Here is a 15,989-nt window from a genome sequence, read left to right as displayed (position 1 = left end):
AGGATCACGACATTCTTGTGGGTAATACCGCCTAAGAGCGCGGTTGGATGTCACAAGGCGATGATCTTGCCGGGATTGAGGATGTTCTGTGGGTCGAGCGAGCGCTTGATCAGCCGCATCACCGCGAGCGCGGCCGGGCTGTGCTCGATTTCGAGATACTTCATCTTCTTCTGGCCGACGCCATGCTCGCCGGTGCAGGTCCCGCCCATGGCGAGCGCCCGCTTGACCAGCCTGTCGATGAAGGCCTCGCAGCGTGCGACCTCGTCGGGATCGGCGAGATCGACCAGCGGCTGGGTGTGGAAATTGCCGTCGCCGACATGGCCCACGATCGGCGCGATCAGCCCGGAGGCTTCGATGTCGCGCTTGGTCTCGTCGACGCACTCGGCCAGCCGCGAGATCGGCACGCAGACATCGGTCGCGACCGATTCCGCACCGGGGCGCAGCGCCCGCGCCGCCCAGTAGGCGTCGTGGCGGGCCTGCCACAGCTTCGAGCGATCCTCCGGTCTCGTCGCCCAGTCGAATGAGCCGCCGCCGAACTCCGCTGCAATCTCGCCGAAGCGCTCGGCCTGTTCCTTCACGCCCTCCTCCGAGCCGTGGAACTCGACGAACAGCATCGTCGTCTCCGGCAGACCGAGCTTGGAATGCAGGTTGACGCCGCGCATCATCACATCGTCGACCAGCTCGATCCGCGCCACCGGCAGGCCGGACTGGATCGTCATGATCGTCGTATCGCAAGCCGCCTTCACCGAAGGGAACGGGCAGACGCCGGCTGAGACCGCCTCGGGAATGCCATGCAGCTTCAACGTCACCTCGGTGATGATACCGAGCGTGCCTTCCGAACCGACGAGAAGGCGGGTGAGATCATAGCCGGCCGAGGATTTGCGCGCCCGGCTCGCCGTCTTGACGATCGCGCCATCGGCCATGACAGCCGTGAGCGCGATGACATTGTCCTTCATCGTGCCGTAGCGCACCGCATTGGTGCCGGAGGCGCGCGTCGCCGCCATGCCGCCGATCGAAGCGTCGGCGCCAGGATCGATCGGGAAGAACAGGCCCTGGTCGCGCAGATGCTCGTTCAGCTCCTTGCGGGTAACACCGGCCTCGACCGTGCAGTCGAGATCTTCGGCATGCACCGCGACGACCCGCTTCATCTGGCTCATGTCGATGCAGACGCCGCCGAACGGCGCGTTGACATGGCCCTCAAGCGACGTCCCCGTGCCGAAAGCGATGACGGGAACCCCGTATCCGGCGCAGAGTTTCACAATCGAGGCCACCTCTTCGGCGCTCTCGGGATAGACGACCGCATCTGGCGGCTGGTTCGGGATCCAGGTCAACGTGTGGCCATGCTGCTGCCGGACCGCGAGGCTGGTGACGAGCCGGTTACCGAACAGCGCCGCCAGCTCCCGCGTCACTGCAGCAATGGCCTGCGGCGACGGCGGTAGCTCTGCAGTACGAGCAGGGGCGGGCTGAGGCACGGAAACGGTTGAAGGCATTGTCATGGCTGGAGAACTTCGCCTAGTCTGGAATGGTTCGGCCTATGGAGCAGCGGCTCGTGTTGTTTTCACGCGCCGCGCCCGCGCCGGCAAGAGGCGGCGGCGCAGAGCCGCCCACGCATTGACGAGATAAAGCGACGAAAGGAGGCGCCGATGCCGGATAAAACTCGCACGACCGCCCTGTTCTTCGCTCCTTTCGTCTCGTCCCCGATGCGGGTCGAGCCGCAATGGATCGACTATAACGGCCATCTCAACATGGCCTATTACCATGTCCTGTTCGACCGCGCGGTCGACGAGGTCTTCTCGCTTGTCGGCCTGAACCAGGACTATGTCGAGACCCGCAAGGCCTCGTTCTTCTCGGCCGAATGCCATGTGCTCTACAAGCGCGAGCTGACGGCCAGCGACCTCGTACGTGTCACCGCGCAACTCATCGCCTTCGACGATAAGCGGCTGCACTACTATCTCGAAATGCGTCATGCCAGCGAAGGCTGGCTCGCCGCGACCTCCGAGAACCTGTCGCTGCATGTCGACATGACCAATCGCAAGGTCACGCCTTTCCCCGCCGACATCCTCGCCAATCTCGCGATCATGAAGGCGGCGCATGCGCAGATGCCGCGCCCGGCCACGGTCGGCCGGATGATCGGCATGCCGGAGAAGAGCGCGATCACGCTCGGCTCACCCGAGGCCGAGCACGAGACCGAGACGCGGCACTAGGCCGGACCTGCAATCCCGCCCTGTCCGCCAACGAACCTAGCGCTGCGGGTAGATTGTCTCTCCACGCTTGAGCATTTCGACGAAGGCCGCGATCTTTCTCTGTCTGGCGGCTTCCGTCTTGAGATTGTGGACGCGGAAGGCGAGCGCAAAGCGATTTTGTTCGCTCAGCCTGCAGAGCATCGCCTTCGCCAAAGGCTCGGCATCGATCGCAGCCTGGAGATCGTCAGGAATCTTCATGCTCCGGCCGGCGCCATAGGCACGAGCCCATCGGCCGTCGGCCTTGGCTGCATCGGCCTGCACCAGGCCGTGGCTGGTCATGCGCCCCTCGGTGATCAGGCGGGCGACATTGTCGACATTGATCTGGCTCCAGATGCTTTTGGCTGTCCTCGGCGTGTAGCGCTGCAGATAGCTGCGCTCGTCGAGGCTCTTCTTGATGCCATCGATCCAGCCCCAGCAGAGCACGACGTCGATCGCTTCCTTGGGCGTGATCGATCGTAGGCCCGACGAGAGCTTGTGGATCTTGATCCAGACTTCGTCCGCATGGGCATGGTGCTCGCCAAGCCACGCGTAGAAGCGCGAGGCATCCTCGAATTCCCGGACCTTTTCAGGATCGACCTGCACAGGCGCCATCACCGCTCCAAAATTTTCAGTCTGACCGGAAGGCCGAATACCCCTCTAGGCGTCAAAGCGGCTGTCTCATGTCAGCATTCCCTCTCCGGCGGATATAGGTCGGATCGCCTTCCAAGAACGGCGTCGAGGCCGCTGGGCCCAGGCCAGCCAATTACTCGTCGTCGTCCGGTATCTTCAGCAGGTGGCCACAGGCCTTGCAGTGCACCGCATCGGGTTCGTGGCGCTGCAGCGCGCATTGCGGACAGGGGAAGGTCACCTTGTGCGGCCGGAAGACGGCCTGCGCCAGCCGCACGAACAGCGAGATGCCGATGATCATCACCACGATCGAGGTCAGCTTGCCGGCGATGCCCGGCAAAGTGATGTCGCCGAAACCGGTCGTCGTCACCGTCGCGACGGTGAAATAGAGCGCCTCGACATAGCCCTCGAGCCCGGGCCGGCTCATGAAGAAGAAGGTGTAGACGAAGCCGCTGACGACGAAGAGGAAGGTCGCGAGGTTGACCAGAGCCTTGGCGACGTCCTCCCAGTCGCGGAAACGCGTCTGCCGCAACTGTGCCCAGATCAACCCGCGCTGCGACAGCGACCAAAGCCTCAGGATGCGCAGGAAGCCGAAATTCTCCAGCCATTGCGGCGCCAGCAGCGTCGCCAGAATGAAGAGGTCGAGCAGCATGGTGGGCTGGCGCAGCAGCCGCAGCATGTTCGAAGAAGCGAGGAAGCGCGCCGCGATCTCGGCGGCGACGATGATCGCGACCGCATAGTCGAGCCAGAGGAATTCCGGCAGGTCGCGCAGCAGCGGCGTCGCGATGAAGAAGCTGATGATCAGGAGATCGACGATCAGCGTCGCGACCTGGAAGCGCAGCGCCGCCGGAGTCCGCCCGTGATAGAGCTGCCGAAGCCGATCGCGCAACGAAGGACGTCCGTCGCTGCTCTCTTCGCGGTCGGCCCTGTCGCTCATCCTGCTGGCGTAGCAGCGCGATGGCGGCAGCGTCCAGCCCCAGCGCTCAAGCCGGCCTGATCGCCACGGCCTGCACGCTATAGCCGCCGAACAGCCGCGTTGTGCCGCCGATGACGCCGGCCTCGGCACAGAGTTCGGTCACCACGGCGTCGAGGTCCTTGCGCGGCGTGACATGGAACAGCGCCAGCCAGCGATTGAGCACCGCCTTGAACGGGTCGGGCAGATCCGCCTGATCGCCAAAATCGACGATGTGCAGCGAGCCCCCCGGCGCGACGACGCGCACCGCCTCGGCGAGCGCCTCGCGCCAGGGCGGGATCATCGAGAGCGCATAGGAGATCACCACCCGTTCGAAGCCGGCGCGGCCGAACAGTGCCTGCGGGTCGAAATGTGTCGCATCCGCCTGCGCCAGCACGATGCGCTCGGACAGCCCTGCCTTTGCCACCTGCTCGCGCGCCGTGCGCAACATCTCCTCGGAGACGTCGAGCCCGTAGCAAAGCGTATGGGGGTAGCGCCGGGCGATCTTGATCAGGTTGCGCCCGGTGCCACAGCCGATCTCAAGCACAGCCCCGCCCGGCGGCGGCTTCAAACCGGCGATCAGCCCGTCGCGGCCGAGCAGGTAGAACTTCCGGGTTACGTCGTAGATGTGCCGCTGGAAGCGGTACATCCGGTCCATCAGACCGGCAGCATCTGGCCCGCTGCCCGAGCTGGATGCGAAAAAGTGGGAACCGGTTTTTCGCACGAATCCTGCTCCATGCTCTTCGATCACGCGGCCGTCCTGCGGACATAGAGATGGAAGGCGCCATAGATCGAGGAGCGGTCGCGAGCGCCGAGCTCGCGGCTGCGCGCCTCGTCATAATGCCATTGCGACAGGATCGCCTCCGGCACCCGGCCGGGCAGCAGGCGCTCATCGGCAGCGGTGCGGAAGATCACGCGTGCGCCTGGCGCAGCGCTGCGGGTGACTTGAGTCCACAGAGCCGTCAGCTCGGCGTCGTTCATCCAGTCCTGCGCATCGAGCAGCACGAAACCGTTGCAGCTCTCGGCCGGCTGCTGTTCGAGGAACGCGGTGATCGCGCTTTGATGGTAGGCCACGCGACCAGCGCGCGCTCGCACTGTCTCGAAATTGCCCCGCTCCAGATAGGGCGGCACCGCCGCATCCGGCTCCGGCCCGTAACCGCGGCCGAAGGCCTGCCAGGCGAAATAGTTGGTCTTCAGGTCAAAGCCGCAGGCGAGCCGCTCCAGCCGGTGGCGCAGCACCCCCCGGATGCCGGCGTCACCATCGGCGGCAAGCGCCTTGTACTGCGCTGGCGGAATGCCGAGCCCGTAGAGCGAAGCCGGCTGGCGCACCAGCCAGCGCACCAGCCTCTTGTCGAAGACCGGCGCGAGATGCTGCTCGAACAGCGCCCGCTGCTCCTCCATCGTCTTCGCCTGCAGCATGACCCTGGGATCGCAACCGAGGCGGCGCCCAAGGAAATGCCCGGTGCCGATGAAGCGGCCGAGCAGGCCATAGCGATAGAAATTGCGGGCGAACAGCTCGATCCGGCGTCGGCCCACGAGGTTGCGCCCTTCCCAATAGGCGCGGCTGACCGCATCGAGCCGCGGCGCGATCAGCCGGTCATAGGTCTCGACATTGGCCTTCGACTGCGCCTGCCCGAAGAAGCGGCGGAAGATCGCGTGATCGTCGATCTCGGCCAATGCTGCGAGCTTGAGATGCCCGAGCGCGATATGGGCGCCGTTGAGGTCGATCGCGCTGATCCGCGCCGGATCGGCCGTGAGATAGGAGAGGATGTTGCAGGAGCCGGAAGCGATGGCGACGAGATGATCGTCGGGCTGCAGCGCGAGCGCCTCCATGTCGACGACCGGGTCCTCCCAGATCTGCGGATAGACCAGGCCGGAGAAGGCGAGCGTGAACATCCGTTCGAGCAGGCCGGCACGCGAGAGAGGCTTGCTGCGATGAACGGCGGTGGTCAGGCCGAGATTGGTCGTGCGCTTTACCGCGCGGATCGTCTGCGTCACGAGGCCCCTCGTCTGCGCCCGTTGCGATGGCGAGCCGACTAGAGGAGTCGCGTGACGGTTGGGTGACGCGGCAGAGGCTCGGAGAAGAGACCGGTCGCCGCCGAACGCAAACGTGAAACAGGCCGCGTTGCGCGAGGATGAAATCAGGAAGACAAATCCCCATATCTCGCGCGACAATCCCGACAAGACAGCGCAAAGGAGCCTCGCATGGGCCTGATGGATCTGTTTGCCAAAACCGAAAAGCCAGAGCGCGACTTCCCCTTCCAGCTCAGCGATGCCGAGTGGCGCGCGAAGCTGACGCCGGAGCAGTATCAGGTGCTGCGCGGCCACGGCACCGAACGGGCCGGCTCCTGCGCGCTGAACTTCGAGAAGCGCGCCGGCACGTTCTCCTGTGCCGGCTGCGGCCAGAAGCTGTTCCGGTCGCACAAGAAATTCGAGAGCGGCACCGGCTGGCCGAGCTTTGACCAGCCGCTGGAAGGCGCGGTCGAGGAGAGCGTCGACCACAGCTTCGGCATGCGCCGGGTCGAGGTGCACTGCGCCAATTGCGGCGGCCATCTCGGCCACGTCTTCCCCGACGGCCCGCCCCCGACCGGCCTGCGCTACTGCATCAACGGCGTGGCGATGGATTTCGAGGCGGAAGCAGGCTGAGCCTCCCCGTCATTGCGAGCGCAGCGAAGCAATCCAGGGAGACGTAGAGTTCTACCGGCCCTGGATTGCTTCGTCGCTCCGCTCCTCGCAATGACGGTTGCGCCTCGAGCGCCTCAAACCTCCGGCACCGCCCTTCTTGCCAGCGTCGCCGCATCGACCGCCAGCGGCAGGTCGCCGAAATGGCCGGACCAGTGCCCGCCGAGCCGTGTCGCGACGAAGGCGTCCGCCACGGCATGTGGCGCATGACGGATCAGCAAGGCACCTTGCAGCATCAGCGCCAATCGCTCGGTCAGCAAACGCGCCTGGCCCTCATGGCGGATGAGCTCATGCAGGTCATTGTCCAGCGCTTGCACCGCCGCATCGTAGCGCCGGTCCTGCCCTGAAACCGCATGGAACTCGGCGCGCAGCGCCTGCAGCGAGCCCGGCTCGCGTTCCAGCGAGCGCAGCACGTCCAAGCAGATGACGTTGCCCGAGCCTTCCCAGACCGAGTTGAGCGGCGCCTCGCGATAATGCCGCGCCATCGGGTTCTCCTCGATGAAGCCGTTGCCACCATGGCATTCCAGCGCCTCGACGACGACGGCCGGCGTGCGCTTCGCCACCCAGTATTTCGCCAATGGCGCGCCGATCCGGGCCAGTAGCTTCTCGCTCTCCGACTGCTCCTGCCGGTCGACCGCGGCGAACAGTCGAAAGGCGAGCCAGGCGGCGGCCTCCGCCTCGATGGCGAGGTCGGCGAGGACGTTCTGCATGATCGGCTGGTCGATCAGCTGGCGCTGGAAGGCGGTACGGTGCTGGGCGTGATGGCCGGCGAGCATGACCGCCTGCCGCATCAGCCCGGCCGACGCGGCCGCGATGTCGAGTCGCGTATTGTGGTTCATCGACAGGCCGGTGCGCAGCCCCCTGCCGGGATCGCCGAGCATATGGCCGATCGCGCCCCTGAACTCGACCTCGGAGGAGGCGTTCGAGCGGTTGCCGCATTTGTCCTTGAGGCGCTGGATCGCGATGCCGTTGCGCTCGCCATCCGGCCGCCAGCCCGGCACGACGAAGCAGGAGATGCCCTCCTCATTGCGCGCCAGCGTCAGGAAGAGGTCGGAATGCGGCACCGAGAAGAACCATTTATGCCCATGCAGCGAATAGGTGCCGTCGCGATTGTCATAGGCGATGGTCTGGATCTGCCTGAGGTCCGAGCCGCCTTGCGTCTCGGTCATCGCCATGCCGACGGTCGCGCCTAGCTTGCCCGCGACAGGTCCTTGTCTCTTGTCGTAGGTCTTCGAGGAGATCAGCGCGCCCCACTGCGCCCAGAGCGCCCGATCCTGCTTCAGCACGGGGATGGCCGAGTAGGTCATCGAGATCGGGCAGCAGATGCCGCTCTCGCAGCCATACCAGAGATATTGCAGGGCGGCCCGCGCCACCTGCGCCCCCGGCCCCGGCCGGTTCCAGGCGAGCGCATGCGTCTCCTGGCCAATGGCGCGGGTCATCAGCGCGTGCCAGGCCGGGTGGAACTCGATCTCATCGAGCCGGTTGCCGAAGCGGTCATGGCTGCGCAGTTCCGGCCCGTGCCGGTTGGCGAGGCGCGCCATCTCGATCGTCTCGGCCGCCCCGACCGTCCGCCCCGCCTCGTGCAGCCGCTCATCGGCCCAGCTTGCATCGAAGGCGGCGATCACCGCCTTCAGTACGGGATCGGCGGCGTAGGCATCGTAGTCCTGGAGCGGCGGTACCTGATTGGTGACCTGATGGGCGTGCGATGCCTGGGCCATGAGCTTCCCTTCTGATCCGCGAACCGCCCCGTCATTAACCACCAGACTATGCCGGCGCCCCGGAATTGCGAACCTGCCCGATTGCCGCCCGAGTTCTCGCCGCACCTCGCCCCGCGCGCCGCGACCGGCGCGGGCTATGGAGAGCCTTCACAGTGCTGCGAAGTGTCCTGAGTACCCTGGTCATCGCTCTTGCCGCCGGTTTCGGCCTCGCCACAGGCCCGGCAAACGCCCAATCCCAAACCGCTCCGAAGATACAGCCGAGCGACGGTCGCCCCTATGAGATCGCCGACAGCGAGGTCTGGGACGTGCCGGACCCGGTCGCGCGCCGTGGCTATCAGGTCTTCGTCGCCCTGCCGCCGTCCTATGCCAGGGAACCGCAGCGGAAATATCCCGTGCTCTACGTCACCGACGCCGACTACGCCTTCCCGATCATTCGCCAGATCAACCGCCGCCTGAACCTCGACGGACCCAAGATCGAGGAGTTCATCCTCGTCGGCCTATCCTATGCCAAGGGCGAGGACGGCATGATCAGCCGCCGACGCGACTACACCCCGACGCCGAAGGGGGCCGGCGACACCACGCATGGCAAGGCGGTGGCCTACCAGGCCTATCTGCGCGACCAGGTGAAGCCGTTCATCACGCAGCGCTACCGCACCGATCCGGCACGCAATCTCTTCCTCGGCCATTCCTATGGCGCACTGCTCGGCGCGCAAATCCTCTTCACCGAGCCCGCCATGTTCAGCGGCTACATCCTCGGCAGCCCGTCTTTCTGGTTCGCCAAGGACCATTATCGCGAGATCGAGGCGGGCTACGCCGCGCGCAGCAAGGACCTCCCGGCCAGGGTCTTTCTCTATGTCGGCGAGTACGAGACCGTCCGCAAAGGCGATCCGCGCTTCAACAAGACCGCCGACATGGTCGGCGACAACCGCGCCTTCGAGACGGCGCTGAAGGAGCGGAAATATCCGGGCCTGAGCGTGAAGTCGGTGGTCCTCAACGATGAGGACCACCTCACCGTCGCCCCGCGCGGCTTCACCCTGGGGCTTCGATATCTCCTGCCAGCGCGTTGACGCAGCCGGGTTTACGATGACCCGCTCGCCGTCGCGGAAAACCACCCGCGACGGCGAGCAATCCACGTCGCCTGCCCCTATATTGACCGTGAACGAATCACGATCACGCAAGCAAAGCCCTTGTCAGACCACACCACCTCCGCCCCCCTGCCCCGCCCCGGCGGCCTCGCATCGCGCGCGGCGGCACAGCCGGCGGCCGGCTATCTGCAGGGGCTCAATCCAGAGCAGCGCCTGGCGGTCGAGGCCACCGACGGCCCCGTGCTGGTGCTCGCCGGCGCCGGCACCGGCAAGACCCGCGTCCTCACCACCCGCATCGCTCATCTGATCGCGACAAACCGCGCCTTTCCCTCGCAAATCCTCTCGGTGACCTTCACCAACAAGGCGGCGCGCGAGATGAAGGAGCGCGTCGCCCATCTCGTCGGGCCGGTCGCCGAGGGCATGCCCTGGCTCGGCACCTTCCACTCGATCTCGGCCAAGCTGCTGCGCCGCCATGCCGAGCTGCTCGACCTGCGCTCCGACTTCACCATCCTCGACACCGACGACCAGGTCCGGCTGATGAAGCAGGTGATCCAGTTGGAAGGGATCGACGAGAAGCGCTGGCCCGGCCGCATGCTCGCTGGCTTCATCGATAGCTGGAAGAACCGCGGCCTTGCGCCCAAGGACGTGCCGCCGGGCGAGGCCGGGGTCTTCGCCAATGGCAAGGGCGGCAAGCTCTACGCCGCCTATCAGGACCGGCTGAAGACGCTGAACGCCGTCGATTTCGGCGATCTCCTGCTGCATTGCCTGACGCTGTTCCGCGAGCATCCGGACGTGCTCGCGACGTATCACGAGCGCTTCCGCTACATCCTCGTCGACGAGTACCAGGACACCAACGTCGCCCAGTATCTCTGGCTGCGCCTGCTCGCCCAGGGCCGGCGCAACATCGCCTGCGTCGGCGACGACGACCAGTCGATTTATGGCTGGCGCGGCGCCGAGGTCGACAACATCCTACGCTTCGAGCACGATTTCCCGGGCGCGACCGTGGTCCGGCTCGAACGCAACTACCGCTCGACCGGCCATATCCTCGCCACCGCCTCCAAGCTGATCGCCCGCAATGAGGGCCGCCTCGGCAAGACCCTGCGCACCGAGGACGAGGCTGGCGAAAAGGTCACGATCACCGGCGCCTGGGACAGCCAGGAGGAAGCCCGCCTGATCTCGGATGAGGTCGAGGCGATGCAGTCGAAGGGCGAGAACCTCGCCGAAGTTGCGATCCTGGTCCGCATCTCCGCGCAGATGCGCGAGATCGAGGAGCGCTTCGTCCATGTCGGAGTGCCCTATCGGGTGATCGGCGGCCCGCGCTTCTACGAGCGCGCCGAGATCCGCGACGCCATGGCTTATCTACGTTGCGTGGTGAGCCCCACCGACGACCTCGCCTTCGAGCGCATCGTCAACGTACCCAAGCGCGGCCTCGGCGACGCCACCATCCAGATCCTGCACAACCATGCGCGCGCCACCGGCTTTTCGTTGATGCAGTCGGCCAGGGCCGTGGTCGAAAGCGACGAACTGAAGCCCAAGGCCCGCACCTCCCTACGTGAGCTGGTAGAGGCCTTTGCCCGCTGGTCGGGACGCGCCGAAAGCATGCAGCAGGGCGAGCTCGCCGAGCTGGTGCTGGAGGAGAGCGGTTACACCGAGATGTGGCAGAAGGACCGTTCGGCCGACGCCGCCGGCCGGCTCGAGAACCTGAAGGAACTGGTGCGCTCGCTCGACGAGTTCCCCGATCTGCCGGCCTTCCTCGAGCACGTCTCGCTGGTGATGGATGCCGACAGCGGCGATGGCGGCGCCCGTGTCTCGATCATGACGCTGCACGCCGCCAAGGGGCTGGAGTTCGACACCGTCTTCCTGCCCGGCTGGGAGGAAGGGCTGTTCCCGAGCCAGCGCGCCCTCGACGAGAACGGCCGCGCGGGCCTCGAGGAGGAACGCCGCCTCGCCCATGTCGGCCTGACCCGCGCCCGCAAGCGCCTGAAGCTCTTATTCGCCTCGAACCGTCGCATCCACGGCCTCTGGCAGTCGAGCCTGCCCTCGCGCTTCATCGACGAACTGCCCGAGGAGCATGTCGAGGTCGTCCAGGCGCCCACCGCCTACAGCCAGGGCGGCTACGGTGCCTCACGCTTCGAGCGCATGGAAAGCTTTGGCTCCTCCTACCAGACGCCGGGCTGGCAGCGCGCGCAGGAGAACAAGGCCAGGTCCAACTCGGGCGGCGGCTCGGGTTTCTCCGATGCCGGCCAGCGCGGCTTCGGGCAGGGCACCGGCTTCGGCAGCCGCCAGCGTGGCCCGATGCTGATCGAGGGCGAGCTGACGGCGAAATCGACCGGCACCTCCGCCTTCGACACCGGCGCGCGCGTCTTCCACATCAAGTTCGGCCCCGGCTCGGTGGCGAGCGTCGACGGCAACAAGCTGACCGTCGATTTCGACAAGGCCGGCAGGAAGATGGTGCTGGATAGCTTCGTCCAGAAGTCGGGATAGGCTCAGGCCTCGCGATTCCCGGAGACCACCCATGCATCCCGACATCATCGTCACCGACAGCAGTGACGAGAGTTTCCTGTCCGTGCTCCAGGAAGGCCTGCGGAGCTACAATGAGGAGCAGGGCGGCGCGACCGATCAGAAGCCGATCCAGGTAAAGGTCCGCGACCCCGAGACCGGCGTCCTCACTGGGGGCATCTCCGGACGAACCTCGCGCGGTATTCTCTTCATAGACTATGTCTATCTGCCGCAGAGCCTGCGCGGCTCCGGTATCGGCAGCCAGATTCTCGCCATGGCCGAGCATGAGGGCAAGAGGCGTGGCTGCAGCAAGGCGGTGCTCTTCACCATCAGCTTCCAGGCCCCGGACTTCTACAAACACCTCGGCTGGAAGGTCCTCGGCGAGGTCGTCCCCAAGCCGCCCGGCGCCGCCCGCATCTACCTGACCAAGGATCTGTGAGCGCGATGCCGACCGGGGCGCTCGCAGGCCGCGTGGCGGTGATCACCGGGGCCGGGCGCGGGCTCGGCACCGCGCTTGCGATCTCCCTCTCCGAAGCTGGCTGCCGCCCAATCCTCTGCGGCCGCAATCCGGCTGGGCTGGCGGCGACAGCAGCGATGATCCGCGAGCGAACCGGAATCGAGCCGGCATTCGTTGCGCTCGACCTCGCCGATGCCGCCAGCGTCCAAGCAGCCGGCCAGGCCATCGCTACCAGCGTCGGCGGCATCGACATCCTGATCAACAACGGCGCGATGTGGCTGGAAGCGCGATCGGAGCCCTACTCCGCCGAGGAGGTGCTCGGCGTCGTCAATGCGGCTGTTACCGGCACCTTCCTCCTGACCCAGGCGCTGCTGCCGGCGCTGAAGCGCTCGGCCTGCCCGGACATCGTCACCATCGGCTCGATCAGCGGGCTGCCCAATGCCGCCTTGCAGAGCGTCTCGGTCCCCTTCTACGCCGCCAAACATGGGCAGGCGGCGCTCGCCGACGGCTTCCGCCAGATGCTCGCCGGCACGCCGATCCGCTCGATCGCGATCCACCCGCCCTATCTCGACGACATGCTGCCGGGCGACGCCGACTGGCAGGCGAGCCCGCAACGGGCCAAAGGCAGCCGCGCCAGCAATCGCGACGTCGTCGAAGCCGTGATCTTCGCCCTGACACGGCCGCGGCACGTCACCCTGTCGATCACACTCGACGCGGATGACGGCGGACAGTTTCCGCACGCGGCGGGAGACTGAACGCAGCGCTTCAGCGCGCTATCTCTCCTCCCGCTCGCGGAACGCCCGCCGCGCCGCCGAGACCTCGGCGTAGTAGGTTTCGGCCCAGGTCCAGACTCCGCAGAACGCCGCGCTGAGCTCGCGGCCGAGCTCGGTCAGCGTGTAGTCGACATGCGGCGGGATCACCGGATGGACGGTCCGGATGACCAGCCCGTCGCGCTCCATCTCGCGCAGCGTCTTGGTCAGCATCTTCTGGCTGATGCCGCCGACGATCCGCCCGCATTCGGTGAAGCGCAGCGTGCCGTGCTCTTCCAGTGCTTCCAGCACCAGCATCGTCCATTTGTCGGCGACCTGCGCGATCACCTGGCGCACCAGCGATTCCACCGCCTTCGAGACAGGCGGGATCTCCTCGCTGCGCTTGTGCATGGTCGCCATCGCCTCGCGGATCGCATGCATCGCGACACTCTCCTTTTGGTGCGTATCGAACTTTCGGGCGCCTTCTTTCCGATGAAGAGTATCGACGCCAGCTGATGTACCGCAACCAGGAAAGGGATTTGCGATGAACATCAGCGGCAACACCATCCTCATCACCGGCGGCGGCTCGGGCATCGGCCGGGCGCTGGCCGAGGCCTTCCACAAGGCCGGCAACCAGGTCGTCATCGCCGGCCGGCGCGAGGCTCTGCTTCACGAGGTGACCTCGGCCAATCCAGGCATGGAGGCGCTCCTGCTCGACATCCAGGACAAGGACGACGTCGCCGCCTTCGCCAGGCAGGCGGTCGAGAGCTTCCCGGCGCTCAATGTCGTCATCCACAATGCCGGCATCATGCGCAGCGAGGCGGTCACGGCCAGCGATTTCCTCGACACGGCCGAGGAGACCATCACGACCAACCTGCTCGGGCCGATCCGGCTCACCGCCGCTTTGCTGCCGCATCTGCTGGCGCAGAAGCGCGCGGCGATCCTGACCGTTTCCTCCGGCCTCGCCTTCGTGCCGCTGGCGACGACGCCGACCTACAGCGCCACCAAGGCGGCGATCCATTCCTGGTCGATGGCACTGCGCGAGCAGCTCAAGGCGACATCGGTCGAGGTCATCGAGATCGCACCTCCTTATGTCCAGACCGAACTGCTCGGCCCGCAGCAGGCGGTCGATCCCACGGCGATGCCGCTGGCCGAGTTTACCGCCGAGGTGATGGCGCTGCTCGAAAGCGCCCCGGCCTCGGGCGAGATCATCGTCGAGCGCTGCAAGCCGCTGCGCTTCGCCGCCGAGAACGGCCAGATCGCCGCGGTCTTCGCCCAGCTAAACGCGCAGCACGGCTGAACGCTGGCCGTCATTGCGAGCGTAAGCGAAGCAATCCAGGGGCATAGAGCTCTGCCCCCGGATTGCTTCGTCGCTCCGCTCCTCGCAATGACGGCCCCGCCAAGCGAATGACAAGCTGCCAGCACCCTGCTAAGCCGCGCCCATGCGCGAAGGCCTCCTGCCATCGACGGTCGCGACCGTCCTCGAACTCGAAACCAGCGGCGACAAGGCACGCGCCTTGACCGAGCTCTTGGGCGAGGTCTTCGACCCAACCGAGACCGCCGTCTCCGCCTTCGAGGTCGAAACAGGCGTCACCACGCTCTCGCTGAACGCGCCGTGGAAGGTCGAGATTTATTTCGCGACCCACCCGGACGAGGACGCAGTGCGCGACATGCTGCGCCCGATCGTCGGCGACAGCATCGATTCCACGCCCTTCACCACCGTCAACCAGAAGGACTGGGTCGCGGCTAGCCTCGAGGGCCTGCAGCCGGTCCGCGCCGGCCGCGTCCTCGTCCATGGCTCGCATGACCGCGACGCGGTGAAGGTCAACGATGTCGCCATCGAGATCGCGGCGGCGCTCGCCTTCGGCACTGGCCATCACGGCACCACAGCCGGCTGCCTGCTGGCGCTCGATGCCGAACTGAAGAAGCGCCGGCCGAGAAACGCCATCGATGTCGGCACCGGCACCGGCATCCTGGCGCTGGCGCTCGCCAAGCAGGTCAAGCGCAAGGTCGTCGCCGGCGATATCGACGCGATTGCGGTCGAGGTCTCGGCTCGCAATGCCCGGATCAACCACGCGCCGCAGGCGCTCGACCTCTATGTCGCCCCCGGCCTGCGCCACGCCAAGGCGAACCGGCCGCGCCATTTCGACCTGATCTTCGCCAATATCCTCGCCGGCCCGCTGCGCAAGCTCGCGCCCGCGATCGCTCGCGCCCTGTCGAACGACGGCACGGTGATCCTGTCGGGATTGCTGGAGATGGACGTCGCCGGCGTGGTCTCGGCCTATCGCCATCAGGGGCTGGCGCTGGCCAAGCGCTCCTCGCGCGAGGGCTGGGCGACCTTGGTCATGAAAAGAGGCGGCGCAGCCGCCAGGCCGCGCCGCCTCTACTAGGCCCTACGCTTCGAACGAACGGCGGCGGATTTCGCCGCCCTGCCCGCTCAGAAGCCGAGGTGGCCGTACTTCTCTTCGGCCTGCGCCTGCATGGCGCGGGCATCGTGCCAGACAGCCGCAGCGAACTTGGCGGCGTCGACGACGGCATCATAGGCATGCTTGACGATGGCGATCATGGTCTTGGTTCCTTTGTCAGTTGCGCGCGGCGCGGTTCGCGGCCTGCGGCGCTTGAGGTTCAACGATTGAAAGGCAGTTCGGCGTCGCGTTTCAGCGTCGTCTGCGGGAAACCGCCGAGCACCAGTTCGCTCTCGCGCACCAAATAGCTATGGGCGCGCAGCTCGCGCAGGGCCGAACGGCGGCGGCTCTCGATCAGCGCGGCGTAGAGGCGCTGCCAGAAGCTCTGGCCGGCGGTCTTCTTGTCCGTCGTCTCGGCGCGGGTCGCGGCCGGAAGGACGTCGGTGGAATTCAGCACATAAGTCATAGGGTCTCTCCTCAGATCACGAAGGACAGTCCCGGTCGCTTCCTCGTTCTCTTATGCGACTAAGATGGGCCGCCTTCGCATCTGCGAGAAGATATGTTCGCATATGCACAACATGCACCAGACGCAT

Annotated in this window: 17 protein-coding genes; 8 read left to right on the top strand and 9 right to left on the bottom strand. The window is 66.2% G+C overall.

Annotated elements, in window-relative coordinates:
* Nucleotides 1–50: 50 nt before the first annotated feature.
* Nucleotides 51–1,490, bottom strand: a complete 1,440-nt coding sequence (locus BLM15_RS01550) for an FAD-binding oxidoreductase (RefSeq protein ID WP_126116007.1) — start codon at nucleotides 1,488–1,490, stop codon at nucleotides 51–53.
* A gap of 153 nt (nucleotides 1,491–1,643) precedes the next feature.
* Here BLM15_RS01550 and BLM15_RS01545 point away from each other — a divergent pair, with 153 nt between their 5' ends.
* Nucleotides 1,644–2,204, top strand: a complete 561-nt coding sequence (locus tag BLM15_RS01545; RefSeq protein WP_126109733.1) for a thioesterase family protein — start codon at nucleotides 1,644–1,646, stop codon at nucleotides 2,202–2,204.
* A 36-nt stretch (nucleotides 2,205–2,240) separates the two neighbouring features.
* Here BLM15_RS01545 and BLM15_RS01540 read toward each other — a convergent pair whose 3' ends face one another.
* From BLM15_RS01540 to BLM15_RS01525, 4 genes are all read right to left on the bottom strand, one after another.
* Nucleotides 2,241–2,834, bottom strand: coding sequence for a YdeI/OmpD-associated family protein (locus BLM15_RS01540; protein ID WP_126109731.1), 594 nt, complete (start codon nucleotides 2,832–2,834; stop codon nucleotides 2,241–2,243).
* A gap of 151 nt (nucleotides 2,835–2,985) precedes the next feature.
* On the bottom strand, nucleotides 2,986–3,786 hold the full coding sequence (locus BLM15_RS01535) for a potassium channel family protein (protein ID WP_126109729.1): 801 nt from the start codon (nucleotides 3,784–3,786) through the stop codon (nucleotides 2,986–2,988).
* A 46-nt stretch (nucleotides 3,787–3,832) separates the two neighbouring features.
* Nucleotides 3,833–4,450 carry a class I SAM-dependent methyltransferase gene (locus BLM15_RS01530; RefSeq protein WP_126109727.1) on the bottom strand — a complete coding sequence of 206 codons (618 nt, stop codon included), beginning with the start codon at nucleotides 4,448–4,450 and terminating at the stop codon, nucleotides 3,833–3,835.
* Between the two features lie 98 nt (nucleotides 4,451–4,548).
* A complete protein-coding gene (locus BLM15_RS01525; protein WP_126109725.1) occupies nucleotides 4,549–5,799 on the bottom strand; it encodes a BtaA family protein in 1,251 nt (416 codons plus the stop codon).
* 216 nt (nucleotides 5,800–6,015) lie between these two features.
* On the opposite strand from BLM15_RS01525, the gene msrB reads away from it, so the two are divergent.
* Nucleotides 6,016–6,447, top strand: coding sequence for a peptide-methionine (R)-S-oxide reductase MsrB (gene msrB / locus BLM15_RS01520; RefSeq protein WP_126116006.1), 432 nt, complete (start codon nucleotides 6,016–6,018; stop codon nucleotides 6,445–6,447).
* Between the two features lie 113 nt (nucleotides 6,448–6,560).
* On the opposite strand, the gene BLM15_RS01515 is transcribed toward msrB, so the two are convergent.
* Nucleotides 6,561–8,201, bottom strand: coding sequence for an acyl-CoA dehydrogenase family protein (locus BLM15_RS01515; protein ID WP_126109723.1), 1,641 nt, complete (start codon nucleotides 8,199–8,201; stop codon nucleotides 6,561–6,563).
* Nucleotides 8,202–8,353: 152 nt separating this feature from the next.
* Here BLM15_RS01515 and BLM15_RS01510 point away from each other — a divergent pair, with 152 nt between their 5' ends.
* The 4 genes from BLM15_RS01510 to BLM15_RS01495 all read left to right on the top strand — a co-directional run bounded on the left by BLM15_RS01510 (nucleotide 8,354) and on the right by BLM15_RS01495 (nucleotide 12,997).
* On the top strand, nucleotides 8,354–9,268 hold the full coding sequence (locus tag BLM15_RS01510) for an alpha/beta hydrolase (protein WP_126109721.1): 915 nt from the start codon (nucleotides 8,354–8,356) through the stop codon (nucleotides 9,266–9,268).
* A gap of 120 nt (nucleotides 9,269–9,388) precedes the next feature.
* Nucleotides 9,389–11,770 (top strand): ATP-dependent helicase, encoded by a 2,382-nt coding sequence (locus tag BLM15_RS01505; RefSeq protein WP_442859411.1) that lies wholly within the window; start codon nucleotides 9,389–9,391, stop codon nucleotides 11,768–11,770.
* Between the two features lie 31 nt (nucleotides 11,771–11,801).
* Nucleotides 11,802–12,224, top strand: a complete 423-nt coding sequence (locus tag BLM15_RS01500) for a GNAT family N-acetyltransferase (RefSeq protein WP_126109717.1) — start codon at nucleotides 11,802–11,804, stop codon at nucleotides 12,222–12,224.
* Between the two features lie 5 nt (nucleotides 12,225–12,229).
* The gene (locus BLM15_RS01495) at nucleotides 12,230–12,997 is read left to right on the top strand and encodes an SDR family oxidoreductase (RefSeq protein WP_126109715.1); all 768 of its coding nucleotides are present in this window, start codon (nucleotides 12,230–12,232) and stop codon (nucleotides 12,995–12,997) included.
* An 18-nt stretch (nucleotides 12,998–13,015) separates the two neighbouring features.
* Here the strand turns inward: BLM15_RS01495 and BLM15_RS01490 are convergent, their stop codons facing one another.
* Complete coding sequence (locus BLM15_RS01490; protein ID WP_236846670.1) at nucleotides 13,016–13,411, bottom strand: winged helix-turn-helix transcriptional regulator; 396 nt, start codon at nucleotides 13,409–13,411, stop codon at nucleotides 13,016–13,018.
* Between the two features lie 124 nt (nucleotides 13,412–13,535).
* Here BLM15_RS01490 and BLM15_RS01485 point away from each other — a divergent pair, with 124 nt between their 5' ends.
* Together BLM15_RS01485 and BLM15_RS01480 are read left to right on the top strand one after the other, a co-directional pair.
* Nucleotides 13,536–14,291, top strand: a complete 756-nt coding sequence (locus BLM15_RS01485; RefSeq protein WP_126109712.1) for an SDR family oxidoreductase — start codon at nucleotides 13,536–13,538, stop codon at nucleotides 14,289–14,291.
* Between the two features lie 142 nt (nucleotides 14,292–14,433).
* On the top strand, nucleotides 14,434–15,381 hold the full coding sequence (locus BLM15_RS01480; RefSeq protein ID WP_126109710.1) for a 50S ribosomal protein L11 methyltransferase: 948 nt from the start codon (nucleotides 14,434–14,436) through the stop codon (nucleotides 15,379–15,381).
* A gap of 47 nt (nucleotides 15,382–15,428) precedes the next feature.
* On the opposite strand, the gene BLM15_RS32120 is transcribed toward BLM15_RS01480, so the two are convergent.
* Nucleotides 15,429–15,557: a hypothetical protein gene (locus BLM15_RS32120; RefSeq protein WP_257791805.1), complete on the bottom strand. Its 129-nt coding sequence runs from the start codon at nucleotides 15,555–15,557 to the stop codon at nucleotides 15,429–15,431.
* Nucleotides 15,558–15,616: 59 nt separating this feature from the next.
* On the bottom strand, nucleotides 15,617–15,862 hold the full coding sequence (locus BLM15_RS01475) for a hypothetical protein (protein ID WP_126109708.1): 246 nt from the start codon (nucleotides 15,860–15,862) through the stop codon (nucleotides 15,617–15,619).
* Between the last annotated feature and the right edge of the window lie 127 nt (nucleotides 15,863–15,989).

It is taken from the genome of Bosea sp. Tri-49 (genome assembly GCF_003952665.1).
GTDB lineage: Bacteria > Pseudomonadota > Alphaproteobacteria > Rhizobiales > Beijerinckiaceae > Allobosea.
The sequence above is the reverse complement of the archived record's forward strand: the minus strand, read 5'-3'. Positions and strand labels throughout refer to the sequence as shown.

Excerpts from the sequence above, each read along its gene's own strand:
- BLM15_RS01550 (WP_126116007.1), bottom strand. The coding sequence starts at position 1,490 with ATGCCTTCAACCGTTTCCGTGCCTCAGCCCGCCCCTGCTCGTACTGCA.
- BLM15_RS01545 (WP_126109733.1), top strand. The coding sequence starts at position 1,644 with ATGCCGGATAAAACTCGCACGACCGCCCTGTTCTTCGCTCCTTTCGTC.
- BLM15_RS01540 (WP_126109731.1), bottom strand. The coding sequence starts at position 2,834 with ATGGCGCCTGTGCAGGTCGATCCTGAAAAGGTCCGGGAATTCGAGGAT.
- BLM15_RS01535 (WP_126109729.1), bottom strand. The coding sequence starts at position 3,786 with ATGAGCGACAGGGCCGACCGCGAAGAGAGCAGCGACGGACGTCCTTCG.
- BLM15_RS01530 (WP_126109727.1), bottom strand. The coding sequence starts at position 4,450 with ATGTACCGCTTCCAGCGGCACATCTACGACGTAACCCGGAAGTTCTAC.
- msrB (WP_126116006.1), top strand. The coding sequence starts at position 6,016 with ATGGATCTGTTTGCCAAAACCGAAAAGCCAGAGCGCGACTTCCCCTTC.
- BLM15_RS01515 (WP_126109723.1), bottom strand. The coding sequence starts at position 8,201 with ATGGCCCAGGCATCGCACGCCCATCAGGTCACCAATCAGGTACCGCCG.
- BLM15_RS01500 (WP_126109717.1), top strand. The coding sequence starts at position 11,802 with ATGCATCCCGACATCATCGTCACCGACAGCAGTGACGAGAGTTTCCTG.
- BLM15_RS01495 (WP_126109715.1), top strand. The coding sequence starts at position 12,230 with ATGCCGACCGGGGCGCTCGCAGGCCGCGTGGCGGTGATCACCGGGGCC.
- BLM15_RS01490 (WP_236846670.1), bottom strand. The coding sequence starts at position 13,411 with ATGGCGACCATGCACAAGCGCAGCGAGGAGATCCCGCCTGTCTCGAAG.
- BLM15_RS01485 (WP_126109712.1), top strand. The coding sequence starts at position 13,536 with ATGAACATCAGCGGCAACACCATCCTCATCACCGGCGGCGGCTCGGGC.
- BLM15_RS01480 (WP_126109710.1), top strand. The coding sequence starts at position 14,434 with ATGCGCGAAGGCCTCCTGCCATCGACGGTCGCGACCGTCCTCGAACTC.
- BLM15_RS32120 (WP_257791805.1), bottom strand. The coding sequence starts at position 15,557 with ATGATCGCCATCGTCAAGCATGCCTATGATGCCGTCGTCGACGCCGCC.
- BLM15_RS01475 (WP_126109708.1), bottom strand. The coding sequence starts at position 15,862 with ATGACTTATGTGCTGAATTCCACCGACGTCCTTCCGGCCGCGACCCGC.